Genomic DNA, 22,180 nt, shown 5'->3' on the forward strand with positions numbered 1-22,180 from the left:
CCTCGGGACTGGCAAGACCAGTCGGTGTGAAACGCAGCCAAGCCGAACCCGGCCGACCGGCCGGAACGACTAGCCGACCAAGACGAGGAAGAAACCACCGTGCAACTCGAAGCGCACGCCCCGTCCGTATCGCAGACCCAAACGATCTCCCCGCCCGCAGTCCCGGAGGACCACACCTTGACCCCGCTCACCGCGCTGACCGCGCTCGACGACGCCATCGAGAACCTCGGCGTCCCGGTTCCCTGCCGTACCTTCGACCCCGAGGTCTTCTTCGCCGAGTCCCCGGCCGACGTCGAGTACGCCAAGTCGCTCTGCCGCACCTGCCCGCTGGTCGAGGCCTGCCTCGCCGGGGCGACCGAGCGCCGCGAGCCCTGGGGTGTCTGGGGTGGCGAGCTCTTCGTCCAGGGTGTCGTCGTCGCTCGCAAGCGGCCGCGTGGCCGTCCGCGCAAGAACCCGGTTGTCGCGGCATGACCGCCATCGGCACCATCGACCGCCCCGTCACGCACGACCCCCTGAAGCAGGCCCTCATGACCGCCCACATCACGAGCGAGCAGCCCCACGGCGCCGCCCACGCAGACTTCATCACCGCCGGCGCGATCACCTCGCGTCAGAACAGGACCCGCGAAATGCAACTCATCCCAGAAGCCCTGGCTCGCGCCCATATGGACGAGCGCATGCGTGAGGTGGACGCCGAGCGTCACGCCGTGCGCCTGGTCGCCGCCCGCCGCATGCAGCGGCGAGCCGAGCGCGTCTCGATGCGCGCCCGCCGCGCGCTGGCCATGGCCGTCATGCACTAAGAGCTGAAAACAGCATCCCCGGGGGGACCGGTCCGAACGGACCGGTCCCCCCGGTGCGTTGCGGACGGCTGTCCGCCCCGTTCGGGGATATCGTCTGGAGGTGGACCAGCCGACACCCCCCACCCCGTCGGGATCCGAACCCCAGCCTGTCGTCTGCGCGCGCTGCGGCACCCAGGCCCCCGACGGCGCCCCGCCCACCTGGACGTGTTCGGTGGAGAACGGGACCAGACAGTACTTCTGCGTCGATTGCGCGCGCGCCAACCTCCGGGCGATCGAAGGCAGGCTCGACTCCTCCTGGTGGTGACCCGCCACGGCGTCACTCCGAGGCGGTGAACCCCGGCAGCCAGGCGTCCAGTTCGTCCCGCAGTCGCACCGTCGCGCCCAGCTGGCACATCACCCCGATGGTGCTCAGCGTCACCCGGTGGATCAGCAGGTACGAGGGCGGCAGATTGATCTGCCGGCCCAACTGGTGTGCGGGGGAGCGCGGATCGGCGATCCGTGCCGCCTGACCGCGTAGCCACGGCCGGGTGAAGGTGAACTCCTCGGCCTCCGCGGGTTCGAGCATGGGCTTCAGGTAGTCCAGCACCGCCTCGGGGTCCAGCTCGATGGACTCCTTCACGAACCCCTCGGTGCGCAGGTGCCCGTAGACCCCCTCGGCGTCCCCGTCCAGCGTCAACCGCAGCGACCGGCCGATGGGCTTGGGCCAGCCGCCGGGCAGCCGGTCGACCGTGCCGAAGTCCAGGACGCCCAGCCGCATCCGGCCGTCCGCCCCCGTTATGAGGCGGAAGTTGCCCGGGTGCGGGTCCGCGTGCAGCAGACCGGTGCGGGCCGGACCGGAGAAGAGGAAGCCGGCCAGCAGCTGTCCGGCCCGGTCGCGCTCCTCCGGGGTGCCGTCGGCTATCACCTCCGACAGCGGGGTCCCCTCCATCCACTCGGTGACCAGCACCTGGTCGCCCTGGTGCACCACGTCCGGCACGACCACGTCGGGGTCGTCCACGAAGGCGTCCGCGTGCGTCCGCTGGGCCTCGGCCTCCAGCTCGTAGTCGAGCTCCTCCGCGACCCGGTCGCGCAACTCCTTGATCAGCGGCTTGATTTCCATGCCGGGTATCAGCGGGCCCAGCAGCCCCGCGAACCGGCCCAGCTGCTTCAGGTCCGACAGCAGCGCCTCGCCGGCCCCCGGGTACTGGACCTTGACCGCCACGTGCCGGCCGTCGTGCCACACCGCCCGGTGCACCTGCCCGATCGAGGCCGCCGCGGCCGGCTTGTCCTCGAACTCCTCGAACAGGTCCCGCCAGTCCTCGCCGAGGCGCTCCGCCAGCACCTGGTGCACCGTCGCCGCGGGCAGCGGCGGGGCCGCCTCCTGGAGCTTGGTCAGCGCCGCCCGGTAGGGCCCCGCGACCTCCTCGGGCAGGGCCGACTCGAAGACCGACAGGGCCTGCCCGAACTTCATGGCACCGCCCTTCAGCTCCCCGAGCGTGCGGAACAACTGCTCGGCGGTGCGCTGCTGGAGCTCGCGCGCCACGATCTCGGCGGACTTGCCGCCGATCCGCTTTCCCAGCCCCCACGTGGCCCGACCTGCGATGCCGAGCGGCAGCGCGGCCAGCTTGACGGTACGGGTGACCGCCTTCCGGGGAAGATCAGACATACGCCCCTCCATTTCCCAGACAGCTGCGCCGCAAGCGGCGGTTTCAGGAAGGCCTTTCGGCCCGACAGACCCAACCCAACGCATCCTGTCATGGCCCTCCCGGCCGGTCTGCTCCCGATCCTCCCGAGACGTGCGCGAGCGGAGCCGGACCGCCGCCGCTCGCGCCGCAGGGGCAGTCGGGGTGGGGGCGGACCGGGGCGCGCTCCCAGTGGAGGGCGGGGAGGGCCGCCTCCCAGCGGGAGGCGGTGGAAGCGGGCAGCTCCCCGTCGAGGAAGGAGAGCGCGTGCGCCGCGGCCAGGCCGGCCACCGCCGTGGACAGGCCCAGGTCGCAGGCGGCGCTCGTGCGGCGGCGGTGCGCCGAGCGCCACTGCACCAGCATCCGCGGCCAGGCCGCGTCCTGGTCCACGCGGTCGCGCTCCATGCACCCCGCGCACGCCGTCGCGCCCGGCAGGACCAGCGGCCCCACCAGCCCCGTCCCCTCCAACACCCCCGCATACAGGTGCGGGATGCCCGTGGCGACCCAGTCGGCCGCGGTGTCCGGATCGGGGGCCCAGGCGTGCAGCCCGTCCCGGGGCGCGACGACCACCAGGGCCAGCCCCGGCTCCGGGCCCTCGCCCTGACCGGCCCGCGCCCTGTTCGGCGATGGCGGCTGCCGCCCCGGGGCGGACTCGCGCACCAGCTTCCCCGCGGCCTCGGCCCGCAGCCGGCCCACGCTCCCCGGATCCAGGCCGCCGGGCGCCACGTCGGCAGCCTCCACCCGGCCGCCGTCCATCACCTCGACCCGGCCCACGCCGGCTCCGGCCAGGACCGCCGCGATCAGGGCGCCCACCCGGCCGCTCCCGCGCACCCGGACCCGTATGGTCCGGCGCGCGGCGATCCCCCGTAAGTCCCCGCCCGGCTGGCGGTGGACCAGGGACAGCGAACCCAGATCGGGCCCCAGCCGCTCCAATGCCTCCGGATGCCCCCGCACGGCCTGTGCCCGCGGGCCGCCCGCGGTGGCGTCGTCGAGCAGACCGGCCCCCGCCAGCCGCCGGACCAGCTCGTCGGCCTGACCCTCCGGCAGCCCCATCCCCGAGGCCTCGGCCCGCAGCAGGTCCATCCCGCGCGTCCCGTCGATCCGGTCGATGAGCGCACCCGTCGCCGTGTCCACGGGGCCGAGCACCACCGCATGAGCGGGGGTCACCCCGAACTGCACCGTCTGCATGTCCCGCCAGGCCCGCGCCAGCGCCGGCTTCACCTTCGGATACATGTCCCGTCCCCCTCGATTTCCGGTGCGGACTCACGCCGCCGTTTTCCGCTTCTTCCGCAACACTGCCCGCCCGCCGGAATCCGTGCCGGAATTTGTCCACAGGTGGGGGGTATTAGGTATATGAGATGAAGGGAAATGCCGTTCCCGAAACCCGCCGCGAATCGATCATGTTCGAACCCTGGACGCGCGGGACTTCGGCCACCGCCACCGGGTAACGTCGTGGCGTGTCCGCCGACCCACCGCCGCGCGCCGTCGAAGTCCGCCGGAGCGCGCGCCGCCGCAGGACCGTATCCGCCTATCGCGAGGGTGACCGTACGGTCGTCCTCATCCCTGCCCGGATGTCCGAGGCGGAGGAACAGCGCTGGGTGGGCGTCATGCTCGACAAGCTGGCCGCCCAGGAGAGCAAACGCACCTTCGGGGACGCGGAACTCACCGAGCGTGCCGAGCGTTTGTCCGAGCAGTTCTTCAGCGGCCGCGCCCGCCCCCGCTCGGTCCGCTGGGTCACCAACCAGAACACCCGCTGGGGCTCCTGCACCCCGGCCGAAGGCAGCATCCGCCTCTCCCACCGCCTCCAGGGGATGCCGGAGTACGTCGTCGACTACGTGCTCCTGCACGAGCTGGCCCACCTCCTCGTGCCCGGCCACGGACCCCGCTTCTGGGAACTTCTGGAGGCGTACCCGCGGACCGAGCGGGCCCGCGGGTACCTGGAGGGCGTGGTGGCGGCCGAGCGTCTTCCCCAGGTCCCGGCCGCCCGCGAGGAATGAGTCCGAAGAGCCGACCGACGCCCGTGATGTCACACAGCGTGATATGTACCGGGTCGGTACCGACTTGGCCTGATGTCGGCAGTTGCCGTTAGCCTGAGCGGCACGTATTCACAGTCGGGATGGGGGACGGTCGTTACGTATGGCCAGGGAATTCCAACGCGGCCACAAGGCCAAGATCAGTGACCTGACGGCGGGCACCGATCTGTATGTAGGCGTTCAGATCGCCGGGCCCGGACTCGCCTTCGACATCAGCTGTTTCGGCCTCGACGCCAACGAGCAGCTGTCGGACGACCGGTACTTCGTCTTCTTCAATCAGCCGAAGTCGCCGGAAGAGTCCATTCAGCAGCTCGGTGCGCAGGCCGGTGACACCGAATCCTTCCGGGTGACACTGGACCGCATTCCGGCGTCCATCCACAAGCTGTCCTTCACCGCCACCATCGACGGCGCCGGACAGATGTCGCAGGTCGGCCCGGGCTACATCCGGATCGTCGCGGGCGGCGAAGAGGTCGTCCGGTACGCGTTCACCGGTGCGGAGTTCACCACCGAGCGTGCCGTGATGCTCGGCGACTTCTACCTGAAGGACGTGTGGCGCTTCGCCGCCGTCGGCCAGGGCTTCGACGGCGGCCTCGACGCGCTGCTGCGGAACTTCGGCGGCGAGGTCGCCGAGGAGGCGCAGCCCGCGCAGCAGGCCCCGGCTGCCGCCACGCCCGGGTTCGCGCCGCCGCCGCAGGCGGCCGCACCGGCCCCGGCTCCGTCCTTCGGCGCCCCGGCCCCGGCCCCGGCACCGGCCCCCGCGCCGTCCTTCGGCGCACCCGCTCCCGCGCCCGCCGCGGTCCCGCAGCCGCAGGCATACCAGCAGCCCGCACCGCCCGCCCCGGTGCACGCCGCGCCCACCATGGCCGCGCCGCTCGCCCCGCCCGCCCCCGCCCCGTACGGCCAGCCGCCCCAGCAGCAGCCCTCGTACGGCCAGGTCCCGGGCCAGGTGCCCGCCCCGGCCCCCGCCCCCTACGGGCAGCAGCCGCAGCCGGGCTACGGCCAGGTCCCGGGCCAGGTCCCCGGCCAGGTCCCGGGCTACGCCCCCCAGGCCGCCGCCCCCGCCGGAGCCGGACTCGCCGCCGCGCTCCAGCCGTACAAGGAAGCCCCCACCGGCTCCCGCTGGACCGCGCAGAACCAGCAGCTCATGCGCGTCGACCTCGCGATGGGCGGCCAGGCCGTCCTCGCCCGCCAGGGCAGCATGGTCCTGTACCAGGGCAAGGTCGACTTCAGCTACAAGGGCGCGGGCTTCGCCGGCCGCATCGTCGGCAACGCCACCGGCCAGGAGATGCAGCTGATGCGCTGCACCGGCCGCGGCCAGGTCTTCCTCGCGGAGAACGGCGCCCACCTGCACGCCATCGAGCTCCAGGGCGACGGAATCTGCGTCTCCGCCGAGAACGTGCTCGCCTTCGACGAGTCGCTCCAGCACGAGGTCCGCCGCATCGAGGGCCACGGCATCCCCGGCGGCGCCCTGTTCACGATGCAGTTCCAGGGCACCGGCACGGTGATCGTCAAGACGCACGGCGTCCCGGTGGTCCTGCCCGTCACCCCGACCACCTTCGCGGACAGCAACGCCATCGTGGCGTGGTCCTCCGCCTCCCAGGTGATCCTGTCCAGCCAGGTCCGGCTGCGGCGCAACGCCTACCCCGGTCACAGCGGGGAGACCGTGAACCTCCAGTTCCGCGGTGCTCCCGGCAACTTCATCGTCGTCCAGCCGTACGAGGTCTGAGGGAGCCCGACATGAACGCAATGAACCAACAGCTCGCGGGCTACGCCCCGACCCCCGTCACGGCCCGCATGGAGAACCACGGCCGATCCATGCTCAAGGTCGCCATGCAGAGCGGCCAGGACCTCTTCGCCCGCACCGGCTCGATGGTCGCCTACGAGGGCTTCGTGCAGTACGAGCCCAACCCGCCGGCCGTCCGCCAGATGGCCTCGCAGTGGGTCACCGGCGAAGGCGCACCCCTGATGAAGTGCACCGGCGACGGCCTGCTCTACCTCGCCGACTACGGCGCCGACGTCGTCGTCATCAACCTCAACAACGACTCGCTCTCGGTCAACGGCACCAACCTGCTCGCCTTCGACGCGCACCTCCAGTGGGGCGTCGAGCGGGTCAAGGGGCTCGCCAAGTTCGCCGGCCAGGGCCTGTTCAACGTGCAGGTCGCGGGCACCGGCTGGGTCGCCCTCACCTCCCGCGGCACCCCGATGGTGGTCGACTGCGGCCGCGGCGAGGACGAGACGTACGTCGACCCGGACGCGCTGGTCGCCTGGTCGCCGAATCTGAAGGTCAAGGGCAAGCGCAGCTTCAAGGCCTCGTCGATGATCGGCCGGGGCAGCGGGGAGGCCTACCAGATGGCCTTCTCCGGCCAGGGCATCGTCGTCGTGCAGCCCAGCGAGGACAGCACCGACCGGCTCCGGGCCCGGGGCTGAGGGGGAGCGGACACATCATGCAGAGCACACTTTTCGCCCACGCCGAGGCGCAGTCCCAGGACCGCTACACCGTCCAGAACCCGCAGTTGCTGCGGGTCTCGCTGACCGGCTCCGACGACGTACTCGCCCGCAAGGGCGCGATGGTGGCCTACCAGGGGCTCATCGACTTCGACGGCGAGTACCAGAGCACCAGTCAGCGCAATGCCCGCCGGCGCACCGGTGAGGGCCTGGACCTCATGCGCTGCTCCGGGCAGGGCACGGTCTACCTGGCCAACCTGGCCCAGTACGTCCACGTCGTGGACGTGGACCAGGAAGGCCTCACGGTCGACAGCAGCTATGTGCTGGCCCTGGACTCCACCCTGCACACCGAGGTCATCGCGGTGGACAGCCAGTACGGAATCTCCGGATCCGGCAAGTACCAGCTCAACATCACCGGCCGCGGCAAGGTCGCGCTGATGACCTCCGGTCAGCCGCTGATGATGCAGGTCACGCCCGACAAGTACGTCAACGCCGACGCGGACGCGATCGTCGCCTGGTCGACCTCGCTGCGGGTGCAGATGCAGGCACAGACGCACTCCAGCGGCGTCTGGCGGCGCCGCGGCAACACCGGCGAGGGCTGGGAGCTCAGCTTCCTGGGCACCGGCTTCGCGCTGGTGCAGCCCAGCGAGGCGCTGCCGCCGCAGAACGCCCAGCTCGGACAGGGAGTCGCGGCGCAGTTCGGCATGGGACAGCACGGCTCCCACGCGCAGAACCAGAACAACGCCTGGAACTAGCCGTTCCAGGCGGTACGGCGAAGGGGCGGCCCCGCGAGGGACCGCCCCTTCGCCACATCCGCGGGGTCAGCTCCCCAGCCGCGCCAGGGTCGCCTCCATCAGCCGCACGACCGAGGTGTCGGCCACCGCCGCCACCTCCTCGTACGGGAACCAGCGCAGGTCCAGGGACTCCTCGCTGATCTCCGCCTCCGCACCGGCCGGCGCCAGCGCCGCGTACTGCACGTCCAGGTGCCAGTTACAGGGCGCCGGGATCGGATGCCGGTCCAGGCGCACCGGGCCGCCCGCGAGCAGCGTCAGCCCGGAGGCGATGCCCGACTCCTCGCGGGCCTCGCGCAGCGCCACGTCCGCCAGGGTCGCGTCACCGGACTCGCAGTGGCCGCCCATCTGCAGCCACATCCCGAGCTTCTTGTGCAGGGTCAGCAGTACGCGCCCCCGCGCGGGGTCGATCACCAGCGCGCTGCCCGTGACGTGCCCGGCCCGACAGGGCTTGTAGACCCCGTCCGGATGGGCCGCCAAGTGCTCGAGGTACAGATCGCGCAGCTCCGGCTGGTCCTCGTAGGTCTTCAGTACGAGGACCGCGTCGTCGTGCAGGCTCACTTCTTGTCGTCGCCGTCCTCTTCGCGCTTCTCGGCGGCCTCGCCGAGCATCTTGTCGATCTCGGAGAAGTCCAGCTGCTCGCGGTGCACGAAGCCGTCCGGGTCGTCCAGGTCCGAGGCCGTCGGCAGCATGTCCGGGTGCTCCCACAGACCGTCGCGGCCGTCCACACCCCGCGCGTCGGTGAGCGAGGCCCACAGCCGCGAGGCGTCGCGCAGCCGCCGCGGGCGCAGCTCCAGGCCGATCAGCGTCGCGAAGGTCTGCTCCGCCGGGCCGCCCGAGGCGCGCCGCCGCCGCATCGTCTCGCGCATGGCGTCCGCCGAGGTCAGCCGGGGCTTGGCGGCCTCGTGCACCACCGCGTCGACCCAGCCCTCGACCAGCGCGAGCGCCGTCTCCAGGCGGGCCAGGGCGGCCTTCTGCTCGGGGGTGTCCTGCGGCTGGAACATGCCGCCCTGCAGCGCTTCCTGCAGCTGCTCCGGGTTGGACGGGTCGAGCTGGCCGACCACGTCCTCCAGCTTCGAGGTGTCGACCTTGATGCCGCGGGCGTAGCCCTCGACCGCGCCGAACAGGTGCGAGCGCAGCCACGGCACGTGTGCGAAGAGCCGGGCGTGGGCCGCCTCGCGCAGGGCCAGGTACAGCCGCACCTCGTCCGAGGGGACGCCCAGGTCCTTGCCGAAGCTGTCGATGTTCAGCGGCAGCAGCGCGGCCTTGCCGGCCGGGCCCAGCGGCAGCCCGATGTCGGTGGAGCCGACGACCTCGCCCGCGAGCACACCCACGGCCTGGCCGATCTGCTGACCGAACATGGCCCCGCCCATGGAGCGCATCATCCCGAGCAGCGGGCCGGCCATGGCCTGCATCTCCTCGGGCAGGACGCTGCCCATGGCCGCGCCGACCCGCTCGGCGACCGGGTCCACGAGCTCCTGCCACACCGGGAGGGTCGCCTCGACCCACTCGGCGCGGCTCCACGCGACGGCCGTGGTCGCGCCCGAGGGCAGCGAGGTCACGCCGTCCAGCCAGTGGTCGGCGAGGCGCACGGCCTCCTCGACGGCGGACTTCTCGGCGATGCCGACGCTCGTGTCCTTCACGCCGTCCGCCGTGCCCTGGGCGACGGTCTGGCGGGCGATGTCCTTGGCCATGTCCCAGTTCACGGGACCGCCCTCGTAGCTGAGCATCTGGCCGAGCTGCTGGAAGGCCGCGCCGAGGTCGTTCGGGTTCATCGAGCCGAACATCGCGGCGAACGGATTGTCCGCGCCGCCGGGACCGCCCGCGCCGCCCGGCAGGCCCATGCCCGGGAACCCGAAGGGATTCGCAGGGCCGCCCTGACCGCCCTGGTTGCCCTTCTTCTTGCCCTCGTCGCCGTTGTCCGGCTCCTCCGGCGGAAGGCCGAATCCGAATGGGGTCTCGCTCACGGGTTTCCTCGGCTCGTAGGGCCGCCGGCGGGAGCCGACGGGCAATGGTCCGACAACACCACCCAGCGTAGACACCAGAGCCGCATCCGGGCTCGGTGCTCCGCCGGCTCCTGGGCTGCGGCAGGATGGACGTCACCTGGTAGGTACGCGTCACGGCGCGCACCTACTGAAGACAACCGCTGGAGACGCCTGGTGAGTTCCCCGGATCCGCACGCTTTGGACAAGCACAGCTCGGACAAGCACAGGCACGCGCCGAACGACGCCGAAATCCGCCCAGAGCAGGGCGACAGCGCCACCGGTGTTCGCCAGCCGCGTAACCCGGCCCTACGGGGCCCCGTGATCGCGGTGACCGGCGCCGCGTCCGGTGTCGGCGCTGCCCTGGTGAGCCGGCTGGCCGCCTCCGACGAGGTCAAGCAGGTCGTCGCCATCGACGAGCGGCGCGGTGACTGCGCGGCCGCGCAGTGGCACATCCTGGACGTACGGGACCCCGCGATCGCCGAGAAGCTGCGCGGCGCGGACGTGGTGGTCCACCTCGCCCTGGACCTCGACCTGGAGACGGACCCCGCCGCCCGTACGGCGTACAACGTGCGCGGGACCCAGACCGTCCTCACGGCGGCCGCCGCGGCCGGCGTGCACCGGGTCGTGCTCTGCACCTCGGCGATGGTCTACGGCGCCCTGCCGGACAACGACATCCCGCTGTCGGAGGACTCCGAGCTGCGGGCCACCGCCGAGGCGACGGGCGTCGGCGACCTGCTGGAGATCGAGCGCCTCGGGCGGCGGGCCCCCCGCGCGCACCCCGGCCTGAACGTCACCGTGATCCGCCCGGCCGTCCTGGTCGGCGGCACGGACACGGCCCTGACCCGGTACTTCGAGTCCCCGCGCCTGCTCGTGGTGGCCGGCTCCCGCCCCACCTGGCAGTTCTGCCACGTGGACGACCTGGTCAGCGCCCTGGAGTACGCGGCCCTGGAAAAGGTCGAGGGCGAGCTGGCCGTGGGCTGCGAGGGGTGGCTGGAGCAGGAGGAGGTCGAGGAGCTGAGCGGCATCCGCCGCATGGAGCTCCCCTCGGCGGTCGCGCTGGGCGCGGCGGCCCGGCTGCACCGGATCGGCCTGACGCCGTCCCCGGCGGGGGACCTGGCGTACACGATGCACCCGTGGGTGGTCAGCGTCAGCGGCCTGCACGCGGCGGGCTGGCGGCCGCGCTGGACCAACGAGGAGGTGCTGGCCGAGCTCCTCCAGGAGGTCGCGGGACGGCACACGGTGGCGGGGCGGCGGCTGGGGCGCAAGGACGCCACCGCCGCCGGTGCCGCGGGTGCGACGGTCGCGCTGCTGGGTGCCGCCGCGGTGGTCCGTGCGGCTCGTCGGCGCCGGGGGATCTGACCCTGCCGGGTGGGGTGCGGGGGTGGGTGCGGCGCCGTTTCCGGGGGCGCTGCCCCGGGCCCCCGCGCCTCAAACGCCGGCGGGGCTGATGGAGTGCCGGCGGGGGTGGATTTGGGGGCGCCACCTGCGGGCTTCTGTAGGAGACTCCCAAGGCGGTGGGCGCGGCCCGGGCGAAACTGCTATTTCGCCGCGTCAGCGGCTAGGGCACGATGGACGGTATGGCACCGCACTTCGATCACCCCGGCGAGCAGGCCGCGCAGGACCCGATCCGGCTGCTCGACATCCGTGAGACCCCGCTCTCGATCGACGAGGTCTTCCAGGCCGTCGGCGACGACGCGACGGGCGGGACGACGCTCTTCGTCGGCACGGTGCGCAATCACGACAGCGGCGCGGACGTCGACTCCCTCGGCTACTCCTGCCACCCGACGGCGCAGGCCGAGATGCGGCGGGTCGCCGAGCGGGTCGTGGCAAAGTACCCGGTCCGCGCCCTGGCCGCCGTGCACCGCGTGGGCGACCTGGCCGTCGGCGACCTGGCCGTCGTCGTCGCCGTCTCCTGCCCGCACCGCGGCGAGGCCTTCGAGGCCTGCCGGATGCTGATCGACGACCTCAAGCACGAGGTCCCGATCTGGAAGCACCAGACCTTCGCCGACGGCACCGAGGAGTGGGTCGGCGCCTGCTGAACCCCCGGTCGCGGAGCAGCCCCCGGAAGGGGGTAGCCTCGCACCCGTTCGGCCGCGCAACACGCCCTCGATTTGCGTAACCCCCCTCCGGGCACGAGCGTTGAAGCCACCAACGACATGTACTTCGGGGTAGGGAGGCACGCCCATGGCGTCTCTGGCGTGGTTGCTGATTCCGCTGTTCGCCGCGATCGGCGCGGGCATATGGGGCAGCTGGGCGGCACGCGACCGTACACAAGGCGACATATCCGAGCTCGCGGGCTACGCGCGGTTCCGCGAGGCCATGGGCAACGCCGATCAGGCCAGGGTGAAGGCACAGGCCCACTCCGGCTCCGACGCCGTCTGAGATCCCTCCGTCTGGGATCCTCCTGAGATTCCCCTGAGAGTTTCGCGTGCGGGCCCCGTACGGACCGGCCCCGAGGGCCGCCCGCCAGGGCCGTCCCGTACTGTCGGATCCATGCCACGCCGCACCGCGACGATGCTCGCCTCCACCCTCGTGCTGTTCGCGCTGCTCATCGCCGGGGTGTTCATCAAGGTCCCGTACTCCGAGATGAGCCCGGGTCCGACCGTGAACACGCTCGGGGATTCGCACGGCGAGCCCGTACTGAACATCGCGGGGCGCAAGACGTACCCGACCAGCGGTCACCTCAACATGACGACGGTCCGCGTCACGGGCGCGGACTACGACATGAACCTGGTCGAAGCGGTGTACGGGTGGCTGGCCGGCGACAACATCGTCGTGCCGCACGAGAACCTCTACCCGAACGGCAAGACCGACGCGGAGTCCACCCAGGAGAACGCCGAGGAGTTCAGCCAGTCGCAGCAGAGCGCCAAGGTGGCGGCCCTGAAGCAGCTCGGCATCCCGGTCACCGCCCGCGTGATCGTCGCCTCCGTCGTCAAGGGCAGCCCCTCCGAAGGCCGGCTGCACGCCGGTGACGTGATCAAGGCGGTCGACGGCGCCCCCGTCACCGCCCCCGAGGACGTCGCCAAGCTCGTCACCAAGCACAAGCCCGGCGAGCCGGTCGAGTTCACCATCGTGCCCGCCGCCGAGGCGGCCGAGGCGGCGAAGGTGAACCGCGAGCCCTCCGGTGTGGCCAAGGTCAGCATCACCGCGGGCAAGGCGGAGGGCGACGGCCACGCCGTCGTCGGCATCCGGGCCGGGACCGACCACACCTTCCCGTTCACGATCGACATCAAGCTCGCCGACGTCGGCGGCCCGAGCGCCGGTCTGATGTTCGCCCTCGGCATCGTCGACAAGCTCACCCCGGAGGACCTGACCGGCGGCAAGTTCATCGCGGGCACCGGCACCATCGACGACGCGGGCAAGGTCGGCCCGATCGGCGGCATCCAGATGAAGACCATCGGCGCCCGCCAGGCCGGCGCCGAGTTCTTCCTGACGCCCGCCGAGAACTGCGCCTCCGCGGCGTCCCACGTGCCGGACGGGCTGACCCTGGTGAAGGTCGCCACCATCGACGACGCCACGAAGGCGCTGGAGAAGATCAGCAAGGGGGACACGGCCGGGCTGCCCCAGTGCAGCGCCAAGCCCTGACCCCCCTACGAGCGCCGGGGCCTACGAGAAGGTCGCGGCCAGCGCCTCCGCCAGCCCGGGCACCAGGCCCCCGCCGGTGAGGACCTCGGTCGAGGAGTCCTTCTCGCGCAGCCGTACGGCCGACTCGCGCGAACCGTCGCGCAGTACGGCCACGGTGATGCGGACCTCCTGCCGCTCCGGGTGCCCGGCGACCCACTTCGCCAGCTGCTTGTCGTTCAGCCCCTCCGGTACGGAGGCCTCCGCGGACGGCGGCAGCATCAGCCGCTCCACCGTCAGCGCGCAGCCGACGACCGCGTCGGGCCAGGCGATGGTGCCGAGGAACTTGTCGAGCGCGGTGCCGGCCGGGACCTCGTCCTGCTCGATCGGGGTGAGGGAGGACTTGCCGGCGTCGTCCTGGTCGAGACCGAGCTGGCCCGCGAGGCGCGGCTCCTGCTTCTTGAGCCGGGCGGTGTCGACGAGGGCGAACAGCCGCGCGGGCTTGTCCCAGCCGAGGCCGGCCGCGTACTCGTCGATCTCAAGGCAGGCACGGGTCAGCGGGCTGGCCGCCATGGGAGTGCCGGGGGAAGGCGAAAGGTTGGACATGGGCAACATCCTGCCTCCTTTCCGCCGGATACCGGGAACTGACTAAAGCCTCAGTAAGTTGCATGAGTGGGCTCTACGATCGGGGGCCCGTTCAACACCAGACTCAGCGACTTTCGAGGTGCGCACCTTGGCTTTCCAGATGCCGGACCGCGGCGGAGGCCCTTCCGGGCCACGGATGAGAGTCGGCCGCCCGTCCCGGCGAGCCCGCACTCTCCTCATGACCCTGGGCGTGCTGGCCGTGCTCGCCATGCTCTTCATCATGTTCGCGGGCTTCTGGACGGACTGGCTCTGGTTCCGCTCCGTGAAGTACTCCACCGTCTTCACCACCACCCTGTGGACCAAGATCGGCCTGTTCGCCGTCTTCGGTCTGCTGATGACGGGGGCCGTGGGCTTCAACATCTGGCTGGCGCACCGGCTGCGGCCGCCGCTCAGCGCGATGTCGATGGAACAGCAGAGCCTCGACCGCTACCGGATGAGCATCGCCCCGTACAAGAAGTGGCTGCTCCTCGGCATCGCCGTGCTCGTCGGCCTGATCGCGGGCGCCTCGGCGGCCGGCCAGTGGAAGACCTGGCTCATGTACGTGAACGGGGTGACCTTCGGCACGAAGGACCCCCAGTTCCACATGGACGTGTCCTTCTACACCTTCGACCTGCCCTGGTACCGCTTCCTGCTCGGCTTCGGCTTCGCCGCGGTCGTGCTGTCGGTGATCGCCGCGGCCGTCGTGCACTACCTGTACGGCGGACTGCGCGTGACCAGCCCGGGCGCCCGGGCCACCGCCGCGGCGACCGGGCACCTGTCGGTGCTGCTCGGCCTGTTCGTCTCGCTCAAGGCGGTCGCGTACTGGCTCGACCGGTACGGCCTCGCCGTGAAGTCCAGCGACTTCAAGGCCGCGGACAACTGGACCGGCCTGCGCTACGTCGACGCGAACGCGTACCTGCCGGCGAAGACGATCCTCGTCGCCATCGCCGCGATCTGCGCCGTGCTGTTCTTCGCGACGCTGTGGCGCCGCACCTGGCAGCTGCCCGTCATCGGCTTCGGCCTGATGGTGCTCTCGGCGATCCTGATCGGCGGTCTCTACCCGGCGATCGTGCAGAAGTTCCAGGTCCAGCCGAACGAGCAGGCCAAGGAATCCCCGTACGTCCAGAAGAACATCAAGGCGACGCGCGACGCCTACGGGATCGCCGGCTCCGACGTCACGGACTACCCAGGGGCCCCGCAGACACAGGACCGGACCAAGCTGCGGCCGCAGGCCGACACCACGGCCAGCATCCGCCTCCTCGACCCGAACATCGTCTCGCCCGCCTTCCAGCAGCTCCAGCAGGTCAAGGGCTACTACGCGTTCCCGTCCACGCTCGCCGTGGACCGGTACAGCGGGCAGGACACGGTCATCGGGCTGCGCGAGCTGAACATCGGCGGCATCCCGAAGAACAACTGGATCAACGACCACTTCAAGTACACGCACGGCTACGGCGTGGTCGCGGCCAAGGGAACCACCGTCGGCGACCAGGGCGCCCCGGACTTCACCCAGTCCGACCTCCCCTCCAAGGGGATGTTCGGCACGGACTTCGAGCAGCGCATCTACTACGGCGAGCAGACGAAGCAGTACTCGATCGTCGGCGGGCCGCAGAAGGAGCTCGACTACTCGGACGACAAGGGTGAGAAGGAGACCTCCTACAAGGGCGACTCCGGCGTCAATCTCGACAACCCGATCAACCGGGCCGCGTACGCGCTCACCTTCAGCGAGCCGCAGATCCTGTACTCGGGCGCCATCGGCGACGGCTCGCGGATCCTCTACAACCGCACGCCCAAGCAGCGCGTCGAGGCCGTCGCCCCGTGGCTGACCATCGACGGCGCGCCGTACCCGGCCGTCATCGGCAAGCGGGTCGTCTGGATCGTCGACGCCTACACGACGACCAACGGCTACCCGTACGCCTCGCGCACCACGCTGGGCCAGAGCACCGCCGACTCGCTGACCAACAGCCAGCGCGCGGTGGTGGCGCAGGAGAACCAGGTCAACTACATCCGCAACTCGGTGAAGGCCACCGTCGACGCGTACGACGGCTCGGTCAACCTGTACCAGTGGGACACCGAGGACCCGGTCCTCAAGACCTGGATGAAGGCCTTCCCGGGCACGGTGAAGCCCAAGAGCGAGATCGCCAAGCCGCTCATGGACCACCTGCGCTACCCGCAGGACCTCTTCAAGGTCCAGCGCGAGCTGCTGACCCGGTACCACGTCACGGACCCGCAGACCTTCCTCAGCGGCAGTGAGGCCTGGGCGGTCCCGGACGACCCGACGACCAAGGCCGGCACGGCGGTTCCGCCGTACTACCTGTCGATGAAGATGCCGGGCCAGAAGGAGAAGGACCAGGTCTTCTCGCTCACCACGACGTTCACGCCGAACGAGCGGCCCAACCTGAGTGCCTTCATGTCGGTCAACGCCGATCCGGGCACTCCGGACTACGGCAAGATCAGAATCCTGAAGATGCCGACCAGCAAGCCGCCGGACGGCCCCGGTCAGGTACAGAGCAAGTTCCAGTCCGAACCGAAGATCGCCGAGTCGATCCGCCTGCTGCGCGGTGGTGACTCGGAGATCGAGTACGGCAACCTGCTCGCGGTGCCGCTGGACGGCGGAATGCTGTACGTGGAGCCGGTGTACGTCCGCAGCTCCGGCCTGAAGTACCCGCTGCTGCGCAAGGTGCTCGTCACCTACGGAGGCCAGACCGCCTTCGAGGACACGCTGGAGAAGGCGCTGAACGTGGTCTTCGGGGCCGAGGCCGCGACGACGCCGGTGCCCCCGACCCAGCCGCCGGGCGACGGCACCACGCCGCCCCCGGTCAGCCAGGACCCGACGGTCAAGGCGGCCCTCGCCGACGCGCAGAAGGCCGTCGAGGACGCCGAGAAGGCCAGGCAGGCCGGTGACTGGGCGGCCTTCGGCAAGGCGCAGGACGAGATCAAGGCGGCGCTGAAGCGGGCGATCGACGCGGAGGCGAAGCTGACGGCGCCCAAGCCGGCCGGCTGATGATCAATGGGTAAGGGCTCCGTCCCGCGTCGTGATACTGTGGTTTCACCGACGCGGGGTGGAGCAGCTCGGTAGCTCGCTGGGCTCATAACCCAGAGGTCGCAGGTTCAAATCCTGTCCCCGCTACTGAAGATGAAGGCCCGGATCCATGGGATCCGGGCCTTCGTCATGCCCGGGGCGGCCACGCGTTAGCTGGGGCGGGTGAGTTGTCGGTGGAGCGTGTTTGACTTGACCCACTGTGGGCATGTCGACAAAACGCTGTAGTGACCTCACTGGCTGCGACATACCAGGTGTACGCGGGTAGCAGGTGATGCGACGATGGGATTTATGGGGGACAGGTCAACTCTGCTGGAGACAGGGCGGTTTGTGAGGGCGGAGACCGAGCCGGGTACGGGAGCCGGTGACTCGGCTCCCGTTGTCAACACGCAGACCGCTCTGACCGATGCGGAATTCTTGGACAAGCACAGCGCGGAGGAAGTGTTCGCCGAGACCGATGCGGCGAGCGACGCCGAGCTGGAAGCCCGGCACCGGGTGGCCGCCGACAAGGGCGACCCCGGTGCCATGAGCGTGCTCGGCGCGCTGCTGCTGCGCCGCGGCGACCTCGCCGGGGCCGAGCCGTACCTGCGGGGGGCCACCGCCGAAGGGGACCGCGCCGCCGCGAACAACCTCGGCGTGCTGCTGCACCAGCGGGGCTACCCCGAAGAGGCCGCCGACTGGTGGCGGGTCGCCGCCGTGGCCGGATCCGCGCCGGCCGCGCACGCCCTGGGCCGCCACTTCCGCGAGCGCGGGGACGAGCCCGCGGCCGAGTACTGGATGCGGCAGGCGGCGGAATCCGGCCACGCCCTGGGCGCGTACGGGCTGGCCGACCTGCTGGAGCACCGCGGGGACAAGGGTGTGGAGCGGTGGTTCCGCGCCGCCGCGGAACAGGGGCACCGCGAAGCCGCGTACCGGCTGGCGCGGCACCTGCGCAAGGGCGACCCCGCCGAGGCCGAGCAGTGGTACCGGCAGGCCGCCGCGCGCGGGCACCGGCGTGCCGCGCTGCACCTGGGCGCGCTGCTGGAGGCGCGCGGCGAGCTCAAGGAGGCCGGGCGCTGGTACCTGACCTCCGCCAAGCAGGGCGAGGCCCGGGCCGCGTGCGCGCTCGGCTTCCTGCTGCGCGACGCGGGCGACGAGGACAGCGCGGCCACGTGGTGGCACCGCGCGGCGCAGGACGGCGACGGCAACGCCGCGAACGCGCTGGGCGCGCTGCACGCCGCACGCGGCGAGACCCAGACCGCGGAGCGCTGGTACCGGACCGCCATGGACGCCGGCGACCAGAACGGGGCGTACAACCTCGCCCTGCTGTGCGTCGCTCAGGAGCGGACCGCGCAGGCCGAGCAGTGGTACCGGCGGGCCGCCTACGCGGGGCACCGCGAGGCGGCCAACGCCCTGGCCATCATGTTGCTCCAGGTCGGGGACGCGGCGGGCGCGGAGCCGTGGTTCTCGAAGGCGGCGGAGGCGGGCAGCGTCGACGCCGCGTTCAACCTCGGGATCCTCTTCGCCAGCCGGGACGAGGACCGGACGGCGCTGAAGTGGTACGAGCGGGCCGCGTCGGCCGGCCACACCGACGCGGCGCTCCAAGTCGGGATCGCACTGGTACGGGACGGGGAGGAGCGGGCCGCCGAGCGCCACCTGCGGTGCGCGGCGGGCGGCGGCAGCGCGGAGGCGGCGTTCCGCCTGGCCGCGCTGCTGGAGTCGCTGGCTCCGCCGCCGGAGCCGGTGGCCCTGGGCGAGCCGGTGGGCGGCGCGCCGCGCACCGAGAGCGAGGAGTGGTACGAGCGGGCCGCCGAGCTGGGGCACCGCCGGGCCCAGGTGCGGGTCGGCATGCTGGCCGCCGCGCGCGGTGACCTGGCGGTCGCCGCGCGCTGGTACCGGGAGGCGGCCGAGGCCGGGTCCCGCAACGGGGCGTTCAACCTGGGGCTGCTGCTGGCCCGCGAGGGGAGCGAGCCGGAAGCCGCCCTGTGGTGGACCCGTGCGGCGGTGGCGGGCCATGGGCGCGCGGCGCTGCGGCTGGGTCTGCTGGCCGCTCGTCACGGTGACTTGGCGGAGGGCCAGAAGTGGTGCGTGCGGGCCATGGAGCTGGGGCCGGCGGAGGTTTCGGAGCGGGCGGCGCGGCTCCGGGAGGCGCTGGCGGAGGAGCTCTCGGCCTGACCCTGGCCGGGGGCTCGGCCGTCCCCGCGGGTGCGGCGCCGCTGCCGGGGGCTCTGCCCCCGGACCCCCGCGCCTCAAACGCCGGCGGGGCTGGAAGATCGGGGCTCCGCCCCGGCCCCCGCGCCTCAAACGCCGGCGAGGCTGGAGTGGGCCGGCGGGGCTGGAGTGTGCTCGTCGGGGACACCGCGCCGCTGCGCGAGCACCTCGTGTACATGCGTGAACGCGGCCGGGAGCTGCCCGGTTAACCGATTTGCATCTGTCGGGGGCCTTCACGTAACGTTGGGTTTACCGACGCGGGGTGGAGCAGCTCGGTAGCTCGCTGGGCTCATAACCCAGAGGTCGCAGGTTCAAATCCTGTCCCCGCTACTGAAGACTCAGGGCCCGGATCCAATGGATCCGGGCCCTGAGTCGTTTCCGTGCACGAAGTGGTCGCAGTGAAGCAGTAGGGCCCGGACCCCCGTGGGGTCCGGGCCCTACTCGTCTTCAGGTTCAGGCGCCGGCGCAGTTCGGGCAGATCCCGCGGTACGTCACCTCGACCGCCGACACGACGAAGCCGAAGCGCTCGGTGTCCGGCAGGTCGGAGAGCGGGTTGCCGGCCGGGTGGACGTCGCGGATCGCGCCGCACTGGGCGCAGACCAGGTGCTGGTGGGGCTGGTGGGCGTTCGGGTCGTACCGCTTGGCCCGGCGGTCCGTGGAGACTTCCAGGACTTCGCCGAGGGTGACGAGCTCGCCCAGCGTGTTGTAGACGGTGGCGCGGGAGATCTCGGGCAGCTTCGCCACGGCTCGCGCGTGCACCTCGTCGGCCGTCAGGTGCACGTGGTCACCGTCGAGCACCTCGGCCACGACGCGCCGCTGTGCGGTCATGCGCCAGCCGCGTCCGCGAAGTCGTTCCAGCAGGTCACTCATGGACGTCAGCCTAACAGTGAGGGGTCCGGTGTAACTCCCGAACCAGTGCGGACTTGGATGCTTACTTGACTTAGACAAAGTCCATCGTAGGATCGGAGACGGCGAACGCCAAGGACAGGACATGCAGGAATGACGCAGGAGGCGCACGTGACGCAGGGACCGCTCACCACGGAGGCCGGGGCTCCGGTCGCCGACAACCAGAACAGCGAGACGGCCGGCGTCGGCGGTCCCGTGCTGGTCCAGGACCAGCTCCTGCTGGAGAAGCTCGCGCACTTCAACCGCGAGCGCATCCCGGAGCGCGTGGTCCACGCCCGCGGCGCCGGCGCGTACGGCACCTTCACGCTGACCCGCGACGTCTCGCAGTGGACGCGCGCCAAGTTCCTGTCCGAGGTCGGCAAGCAGACCGAGACCTTCCTGCGCTTCTCCACCGTCGCGGGCAACCTCGGCAGCGCCGACGCGGTGCGCGACCCCCGCGGCTGGGCGCTGAAGTTCTACACCGAAGAGGGCAACTACGACCTCGTCGGCAACAACACCCCGGTGTTCTTCATCAAGGACGCCATCAAGTTCCCCGACTTCATCCACACCCAGAAGCGCGACCCGTACACGGGCTCGCAGGAGGCGGACAACGTCTGGGACTTCTGGGGTCTGTCGCCCGAGTCCACCCACCAGGTGACCTGGCTGTTCGGTGACCGCGGCATCCCGGCGACCTACCGCCACATGAACGGCTACGGCTCGCACACGTTCCAGTGGAACAACGAGGCCGGCGAGGTCTTCTGGGTCAAGTACCACTTCAAGACCGACCAGGGCATCAAGAACTTCACCCAGGCCGAGGCCAACCGGCTCGCCGGTGAAGACCCCGACTCGCACCAGCGCGACCTGCGCGAGTCCATCGAGCGCGGCGACTTCCCGACCTGGACCGTGCAGGTCCAGATCATGCCGGCGGCCGAGGCGGCGCACTACCGCTTCAACCCGTTCGACCTCACCAAGGTGTGGCCGCACGAGGACTACCCGCCGATCGAGATCGGCAAGCTGGAGCTCAACCGCAACCCGGAGAACGTCTTCGCCGAGGTCGAGCAGTCGATCTTCTCCCCGGCGCACTTCGTCCCCGGTATCGGTCCGTCCCCGGACAAGATGCTCCAGGGCCGTCTCTTCGGCTACGGCGACGCCCACCGCTACCGCGTCGGCATCAACGCCGACCACCTGCCGGTGAACCGTCCGCACGCCACCGAGGCGCGCACCAACTCCCGCGACGGCTACCTGTACGACGGCCGCCACAAGGGCGCGAAGAACTACGAGCCGAACAGCTTCGGCGGCCCGCACCAGACGGACCGCCCGCTGTGGCAGCCCATCGACGTGACCGGTGGCACGGGCAACCACGCCGCCGCCGTCCACAGCGAGGACAACGACTTCGTCCAGGCGGGCAACCTCTACCGCCTGTACTCGGAGGACGAGAAGTCCCGTCTGATCGAGAACCTGTCCGGCTTCATCGCCAAGGTCTCCCGCGACGACATCGTCGAGCGTGCGATCGACAACTTCCGCCAGGCGGACGGTGACTTCGGCAAGCGGCTCGAAGCCGCGGTCCAGGCCCTTCGCGGCTGAATGGCTCGCTTGTCGTAGCGAGACGCCGGGCCGGAACCCTCCTCGGAGGGTTCCGGCCCGGCGTCGTTGCGCGCCGGCGCCCGTGCCGCTTACGCCGGGACCGTGCGCCGCGCGGGCACCCAGCAGCGGATGACGTCGCGCACGGACACGATGCCCACCGGGCCGCCGTCCTCCAGCACGATCAGATGCCGGAAGCCGCCGTGGGCCATCGCCTCGGCGGCGTCCTGCACGGTGGCGTCCGGGGTGCAGAAGACGACGTTGTTGGTGGTGTGCGCGCCCACGGACTCCCGGTCGGGATCGTGGCCCGCGCCGATCGAGTTGAGGATGTCGCGCTCGGTCAGGATGCCGATTCCGCTGTGGTCGGGGTCGAGGACTACGGCTGCGCCGACGCGTCGGCCGGACATCAGGCAGGCCGCCTGCCGGAGGGTGTGGGCGGGTCCGAGGGTCAGGATCAGGGTGCTCATGGCGTCGCGGACGAGCATGAAGAGAGCCACCTCCTGGTGAGTCCCTCCGCTCGGGTGGGGTGCGCCCGGAATCCTAGAGAAAGGATTCACAAGCGCACAAGCGGAGGATTCTCAGACTCCCAC

Annotated in this window: 21 protein-coding genes and 2 tRNA genes; 16 read left to right on the top strand and 7 right to left on the bottom strand. The window is 71.2% G+C overall.

Annotated features, from left to right (window positions below; genetic code table 11):
• Window positions 1-99: 99 nt before the first annotated feature.
• The 3 genes from ACZ45T_RS02890 (at window position 100) to ACZ45T_RS02900 (ending at window position 1,101) form a co-directional block, all read left to right on the top strand.
• Window positions 100-471: a WhiB family transcriptional regulator gene (locus ACZ45T_RS02890; protein WP_468436764.1), complete on the top strand. Its 372-nt coding sequence runs from the start codon at window positions 100-102 to the stop codon at window positions 469-471.
• Window positions 468-797, top strand: a complete 330-nt coding sequence (locus ACZ45T_RS02895; RefSeq protein ID WP_468436766.1) for a hypothetical protein — start codon at window positions 468-470, stop codon at window positions 795-797. Before ACZ45T_RS02890 ends, ACZ45T_RS02895 begins: the two co-directional genes overlap by 4 nt.
• Before the next feature lie 100 nt (window positions 798-897).
• On the top strand, window positions 898-1,101 hold the full coding sequence (locus tag ACZ45T_RS02900; protein WP_468436768.1) for a hypothetical protein: 204 nt from the start codon (window positions 898-900) through the stop codon (window positions 1,099-1,101).
• 12 nt (window positions 1,102-1,113) lie between these two features.
• Here ACZ45T_RS02900 and ACZ45T_RS02905 read toward each other — a convergent pair whose 3' ends face one another.
• Both ACZ45T_RS02905 and ACZ45T_RS02910 read right to left on the bottom strand, forming a co-directional pair.
• Window positions 1,114-2,442, bottom strand: a complete 1,329-nt coding sequence (locus ACZ45T_RS02905; RefSeq protein ID WP_468436770.1) for an ABC1 kinase family protein — start codon at window positions 2,440-2,442, stop codon at window positions 1,114-1,116.
• A gap of 88 nt (window positions 2,443-2,530) precedes the next feature.
• The gene (locus ACZ45T_RS02910) at window positions 2,531-3,691 is read right to left on the bottom strand and encodes a TOMM precursor leader peptide-binding protein (protein ID WP_468436772.1); all 1,161 of its coding nucleotides are present in this window, start codon (window positions 3,689-3,691) and stop codon (window positions 2,531-2,533) included.
• A 224-nt stretch (window positions 3,692-3,915) separates the two neighbouring features.
• Here ACZ45T_RS02910 and ACZ45T_RS02915 point away from each other — a divergent pair, with 224 nt between their 5' ends.
• The 4 genes from ACZ45T_RS02915 to ACZ45T_RS02930 all read left to right on the top strand — a co-directional run bounded on the left by ACZ45T_RS02915 (window position 3,916) and on the right by ACZ45T_RS02930 (window position 7,691).
• Window positions 3,916-4,455: a M48 metallopeptidase family protein gene (locus ACZ45T_RS02915; protein ID WP_468436774.1), complete on the top strand. Its 540-nt coding sequence runs from the start codon at window positions 3,916-3,918 to the stop codon at window positions 4,453-4,455.
• 139 nt (window positions 4,456-4,594) lie between these two features.
• A complete protein-coding gene (locus ACZ45T_RS02920; RefSeq protein ID WP_468436776.1) occupies window positions 4,595-6,217 on the top strand; it encodes a TerD family protein in 1,623 nt (540 codons plus the stop codon).
• 20 nt (window positions 6,218-6,237) lie between these two features.
• Window positions 6,238-6,918 (top strand): AIM24 family protein, encoded by a 681-nt coding sequence (locus ACZ45T_RS02925; protein WP_468437016.1) that lies wholly within the window; start codon window positions 6,238-6,240, stop codon window positions 6,916-6,918.
• 17 nt (window positions 6,919-6,935) lie between these two features.
• Complete coding sequence (locus ACZ45T_RS02930) at window positions 6,936-7,691, top strand: AIM24 family protein (RefSeq protein ID WP_468436778.1); 756 nt, start codon at window positions 6,936-6,938, stop codon at window positions 7,689-7,691.
• 66 nt (window positions 7,692-7,757) lie between these two features.
• On the opposite strand, the gene ACZ45T_RS02935 is transcribed toward ACZ45T_RS02930, so the two are convergent.
• Window positions 7,758-8,288 carry an NUDIX hydrolase gene (locus ACZ45T_RS02935; protein WP_468436780.1) on the bottom strand — a complete coding sequence of 177 codons (531 nt, stop codon included), beginning with the start codon at window positions 8,286-8,288 and terminating at the stop codon, window positions 7,758-7,760.
• Window positions 8,285-9,694 carry a zinc-dependent metalloprotease gene (locus tag ACZ45T_RS02940; protein WP_468436782.1) on the bottom strand — a complete coding sequence of 470 codons (1,410 nt, stop codon included), beginning with the start codon at window positions 9,692-9,694 and terminating at the stop codon, window positions 8,285-8,287. Before ACZ45T_RS02940 ends, ACZ45T_RS02935 begins: the two co-directional genes overlap by 4 nt.
• A gap of 267 nt (window positions 9,695-9,961) precedes the next feature.
• Here ACZ45T_RS02940 and ACZ45T_RS02945 point away from each other — a divergent pair, with 267 nt between their 5' ends.
• The 4 genes from ACZ45T_RS02945 (at window position 9,962) to ACZ45T_RS02960 (ending at window position 13,297) form a co-directional block, all read left to right on the top strand.
• Window positions 9,962-11,071: an SDR family oxidoreductase gene (locus tag ACZ45T_RS02945; RefSeq protein ID WP_468437018.1), complete on the top strand. Its 1,110-nt coding sequence runs from the start codon at window positions 9,962-9,964 to the stop codon at window positions 11,069-11,071.
• Window positions 11,072-11,289: 218 nt separating this feature from the next.
• Window positions 11,290-11,751 carry a molybdenum cofactor biosynthesis protein MoaE gene (locus ACZ45T_RS02950; protein ID WP_468436784.1) on the top strand — a complete coding sequence of 154 codons (462 nt, stop codon included), beginning with the start codon at window positions 11,290-11,292 and terminating at the stop codon, window positions 11,749-11,751.
• Window positions 11,752-11,896: 145 nt separating this feature from the next.
• Complete coding sequence (locus tag ACZ45T_RS02955) at window positions 11,897-12,094, top strand: hypothetical protein (protein WP_468436786.1); 198 nt, start codon at window positions 11,897-11,899, stop codon at window positions 12,092-12,094.
• 111 nt (window positions 12,095-12,205) lie between these two features.
• The gene (locus ACZ45T_RS02960) at window positions 12,206-13,297 is read left to right on the top strand and encodes a YlbL family protein (protein ID WP_468436788.1); all 1,092 of its coding nucleotides are present in this window, start codon (window positions 12,206-12,208) and stop codon (window positions 13,295-13,297) included.
• A 21-nt stretch (window positions 13,298-13,318) separates the two neighbouring features.
• Here the strand turns inward: ACZ45T_RS02960 and ACZ45T_RS02965 are convergent, their stop codons facing one another.
• Entirely contained in the window at window positions 13,319-13,888 is a 570-nt protein-coding gene (locus tag ACZ45T_RS02965; protein ID WP_468436790.1) for a PPA1309 family protein, read from the bottom strand.
• A gap of 130 nt (window positions 13,889-14,018) precedes the next feature.
• Here ACZ45T_RS02965 and ACZ45T_RS02970 point away from each other — a divergent pair, with 130 nt between their 5' ends.
• The 4 genes from ACZ45T_RS02970 (at window position 14,019) to ACZ45T_RS02985 (ending at window position 19,454) form a co-directional block, all read left to right on the top strand.
• Complete coding sequence (locus ACZ45T_RS02970) at window positions 14,019-16,898, top strand: UPF0182 family membrane protein (protein WP_468437020.1); 2,880 nt, start codon at window positions 14,019-14,021, stop codon at window positions 16,896-16,898.
• A gap of 52 nt (window positions 16,899-16,950) precedes the next feature.
• Window positions 16,951-17,024: transfer RNA gene (locus ACZ45T_RS02975), tRNA-Met, on the top strand.
• A gap of 192 nt (window positions 17,025-17,216) precedes the next feature.
• Window positions 17,217-19,088 carry a tetratricopeptide repeat protein gene (locus ACZ45T_RS02980; protein WP_468436792.1) on the top strand — a complete coding sequence of 624 codons (1,872 nt, stop codon included), beginning with the start codon at window positions 17,217-17,219 and terminating at the stop codon, window positions 19,086-19,088.
• Window positions 19,089-19,380: 292 nt separating this feature from the next.
• Window positions 19,381-19,454 (top strand) — tRNA-Met (locus ACZ45T_RS02985).
• Between the two features lie 123 nt (window positions 19,455-19,577).
• On the opposite strand, the gene ACZ45T_RS02990 is transcribed toward ACZ45T_RS02985, so the two are convergent.
• The gene (locus tag ACZ45T_RS02990) at window positions 19,578-19,994 is read right to left on the bottom strand and encodes a Fur family transcriptional regulator (protein WP_468436794.1); all 417 of its coding nucleotides are present in this window, start codon (window positions 19,992-19,994) and stop codon (window positions 19,578-19,580) included.
• 129 nt (window positions 19,995-20,123) lie between these two features.
• Here ACZ45T_RS02990 and ACZ45T_RS02995 point away from each other — a divergent pair, with 129 nt between their 5' ends.
• Window positions 20,124-21,593, top strand: a complete 1,470-nt coding sequence (locus tag ACZ45T_RS02995) for a catalase (protein ID WP_468436796.1) — start codon at window positions 20,124-20,126, stop codon at window positions 21,591-21,593.
• Window positions 21,594-21,682: 89 nt separating this feature from the next.
• On the opposite strand, the gene ACZ45T_RS03000 is transcribed toward ACZ45T_RS02995, so the two are convergent.
• Entirely contained in the window at window positions 21,683-22,075 is a 393-nt protein-coding gene (locus ACZ45T_RS03000) for a CBS domain-containing protein (protein ID WP_468437022.1), read from the bottom strand.
• Window positions 22,076-22,180: the final 105 nt, after the last annotated feature.

It is taken from the genome of Streptomyces sp. NPDC030995 (assembly GCF_055571215.1).

Bases quoted from the DNA above. Each gene is read 5' to 3' on its own strand.
- ACZ45T_RS02905 (WP_468436770.1), bottom strand. From the start codon at position 2,442: ATGTCTGATCTTCCCCGGAAGGCGGTCACCCGTACCGTCAAGCTGGCC.
- ACZ45T_RS02970 (WP_468437020.1), top strand. From the start codon at position 14,019: ATGCCGGACCGCGGCGGAGGCCCTTCCGGGCCACGGATGAGAGTCGGC.
- ACZ45T_RS03000 (WP_468437022.1), bottom strand. From the start codon at position 22,075: ATGCTCGTCCGCGACGCCATGAGCACCCTGATCCTGACCCTCGGACCC.
- ACZ45T_RS02930 (WP_468436778.1), top strand. From the start codon at position 6,936: ATGCAGAGCACACTTTTCGCCCACGCCGAGGCGCAGTCCCAGGACCGC.
- ACZ45T_RS02990 (WP_468436794.1), bottom strand. From the start codon at position 19,994: ATGAGTGACCTGCTGGAACGACTTCGCGGACGCGGCTGGCGCATGACC.
- ACZ45T_RS02995 (WP_468436796.1), top strand. From the start codon at position 20,124: ATGACGCAGGAGGCGCACGTGACGCAGGGACCGCTCACCACGGAGGCC.
- ACZ45T_RS02925 (WP_468437016.1), top strand. From the start codon at position 6,238: ATGAACCAACAGCTCGCGGGCTACGCCCCGACCCCCGTCACGGCCCGC.
- ACZ45T_RS02895 (WP_468436766.1), top strand. From the start codon at position 468: ATGACCGCCATCGGCACCATCGACCGCCCCGTCACGCACGACCCCCTG.
- ACZ45T_RS02965 (WP_468436790.1), bottom strand. From the start codon at position 13,888: ATGTTGCCCATGTCCAACCTTTCGCCTTCCCCCGGCACTCCCATGGCG.
- ACZ45T_RS02950 (WP_468436784.1), top strand. From the start codon at position 11,290: ATGGCACCGCACTTCGATCACCCCGGCGAGCAGGCCGCGCAGGACCCG.
- ACZ45T_RS02980 (WP_468436792.1), top strand. From the start codon at position 17,217: ATGGGATTTATGGGGGACAGGTCAACTCTGCTGGAGACAGGGCGGTTT.
- ACZ45T_RS02910 (WP_468436772.1), bottom strand. From the start codon at position 3,691: ATGTATCCGAAGGTGAAGCCGGCGCTGGCGCGGGCCTGGCGGGACATG.
- ACZ45T_RS02955 (WP_468436786.1), top strand. From the start codon at position 11,897: ATGGCGTCTCTGGCGTGGTTGCTGATTCCGCTGTTCGCCGCGATCGGC.
- ACZ45T_RS02960 (WP_468436788.1), top strand. From the start codon at position 12,206: ATGCCACGCCGCACCGCGACGATGCTCGCCTCCACCCTCGTGCTGTTC.
- ACZ45T_RS02920 (WP_468436776.1), top strand. From the start codon at position 4,595: ATGGCCAGGGAATTCCAACGCGGCCACAAGGCCAAGATCAGTGACCTG.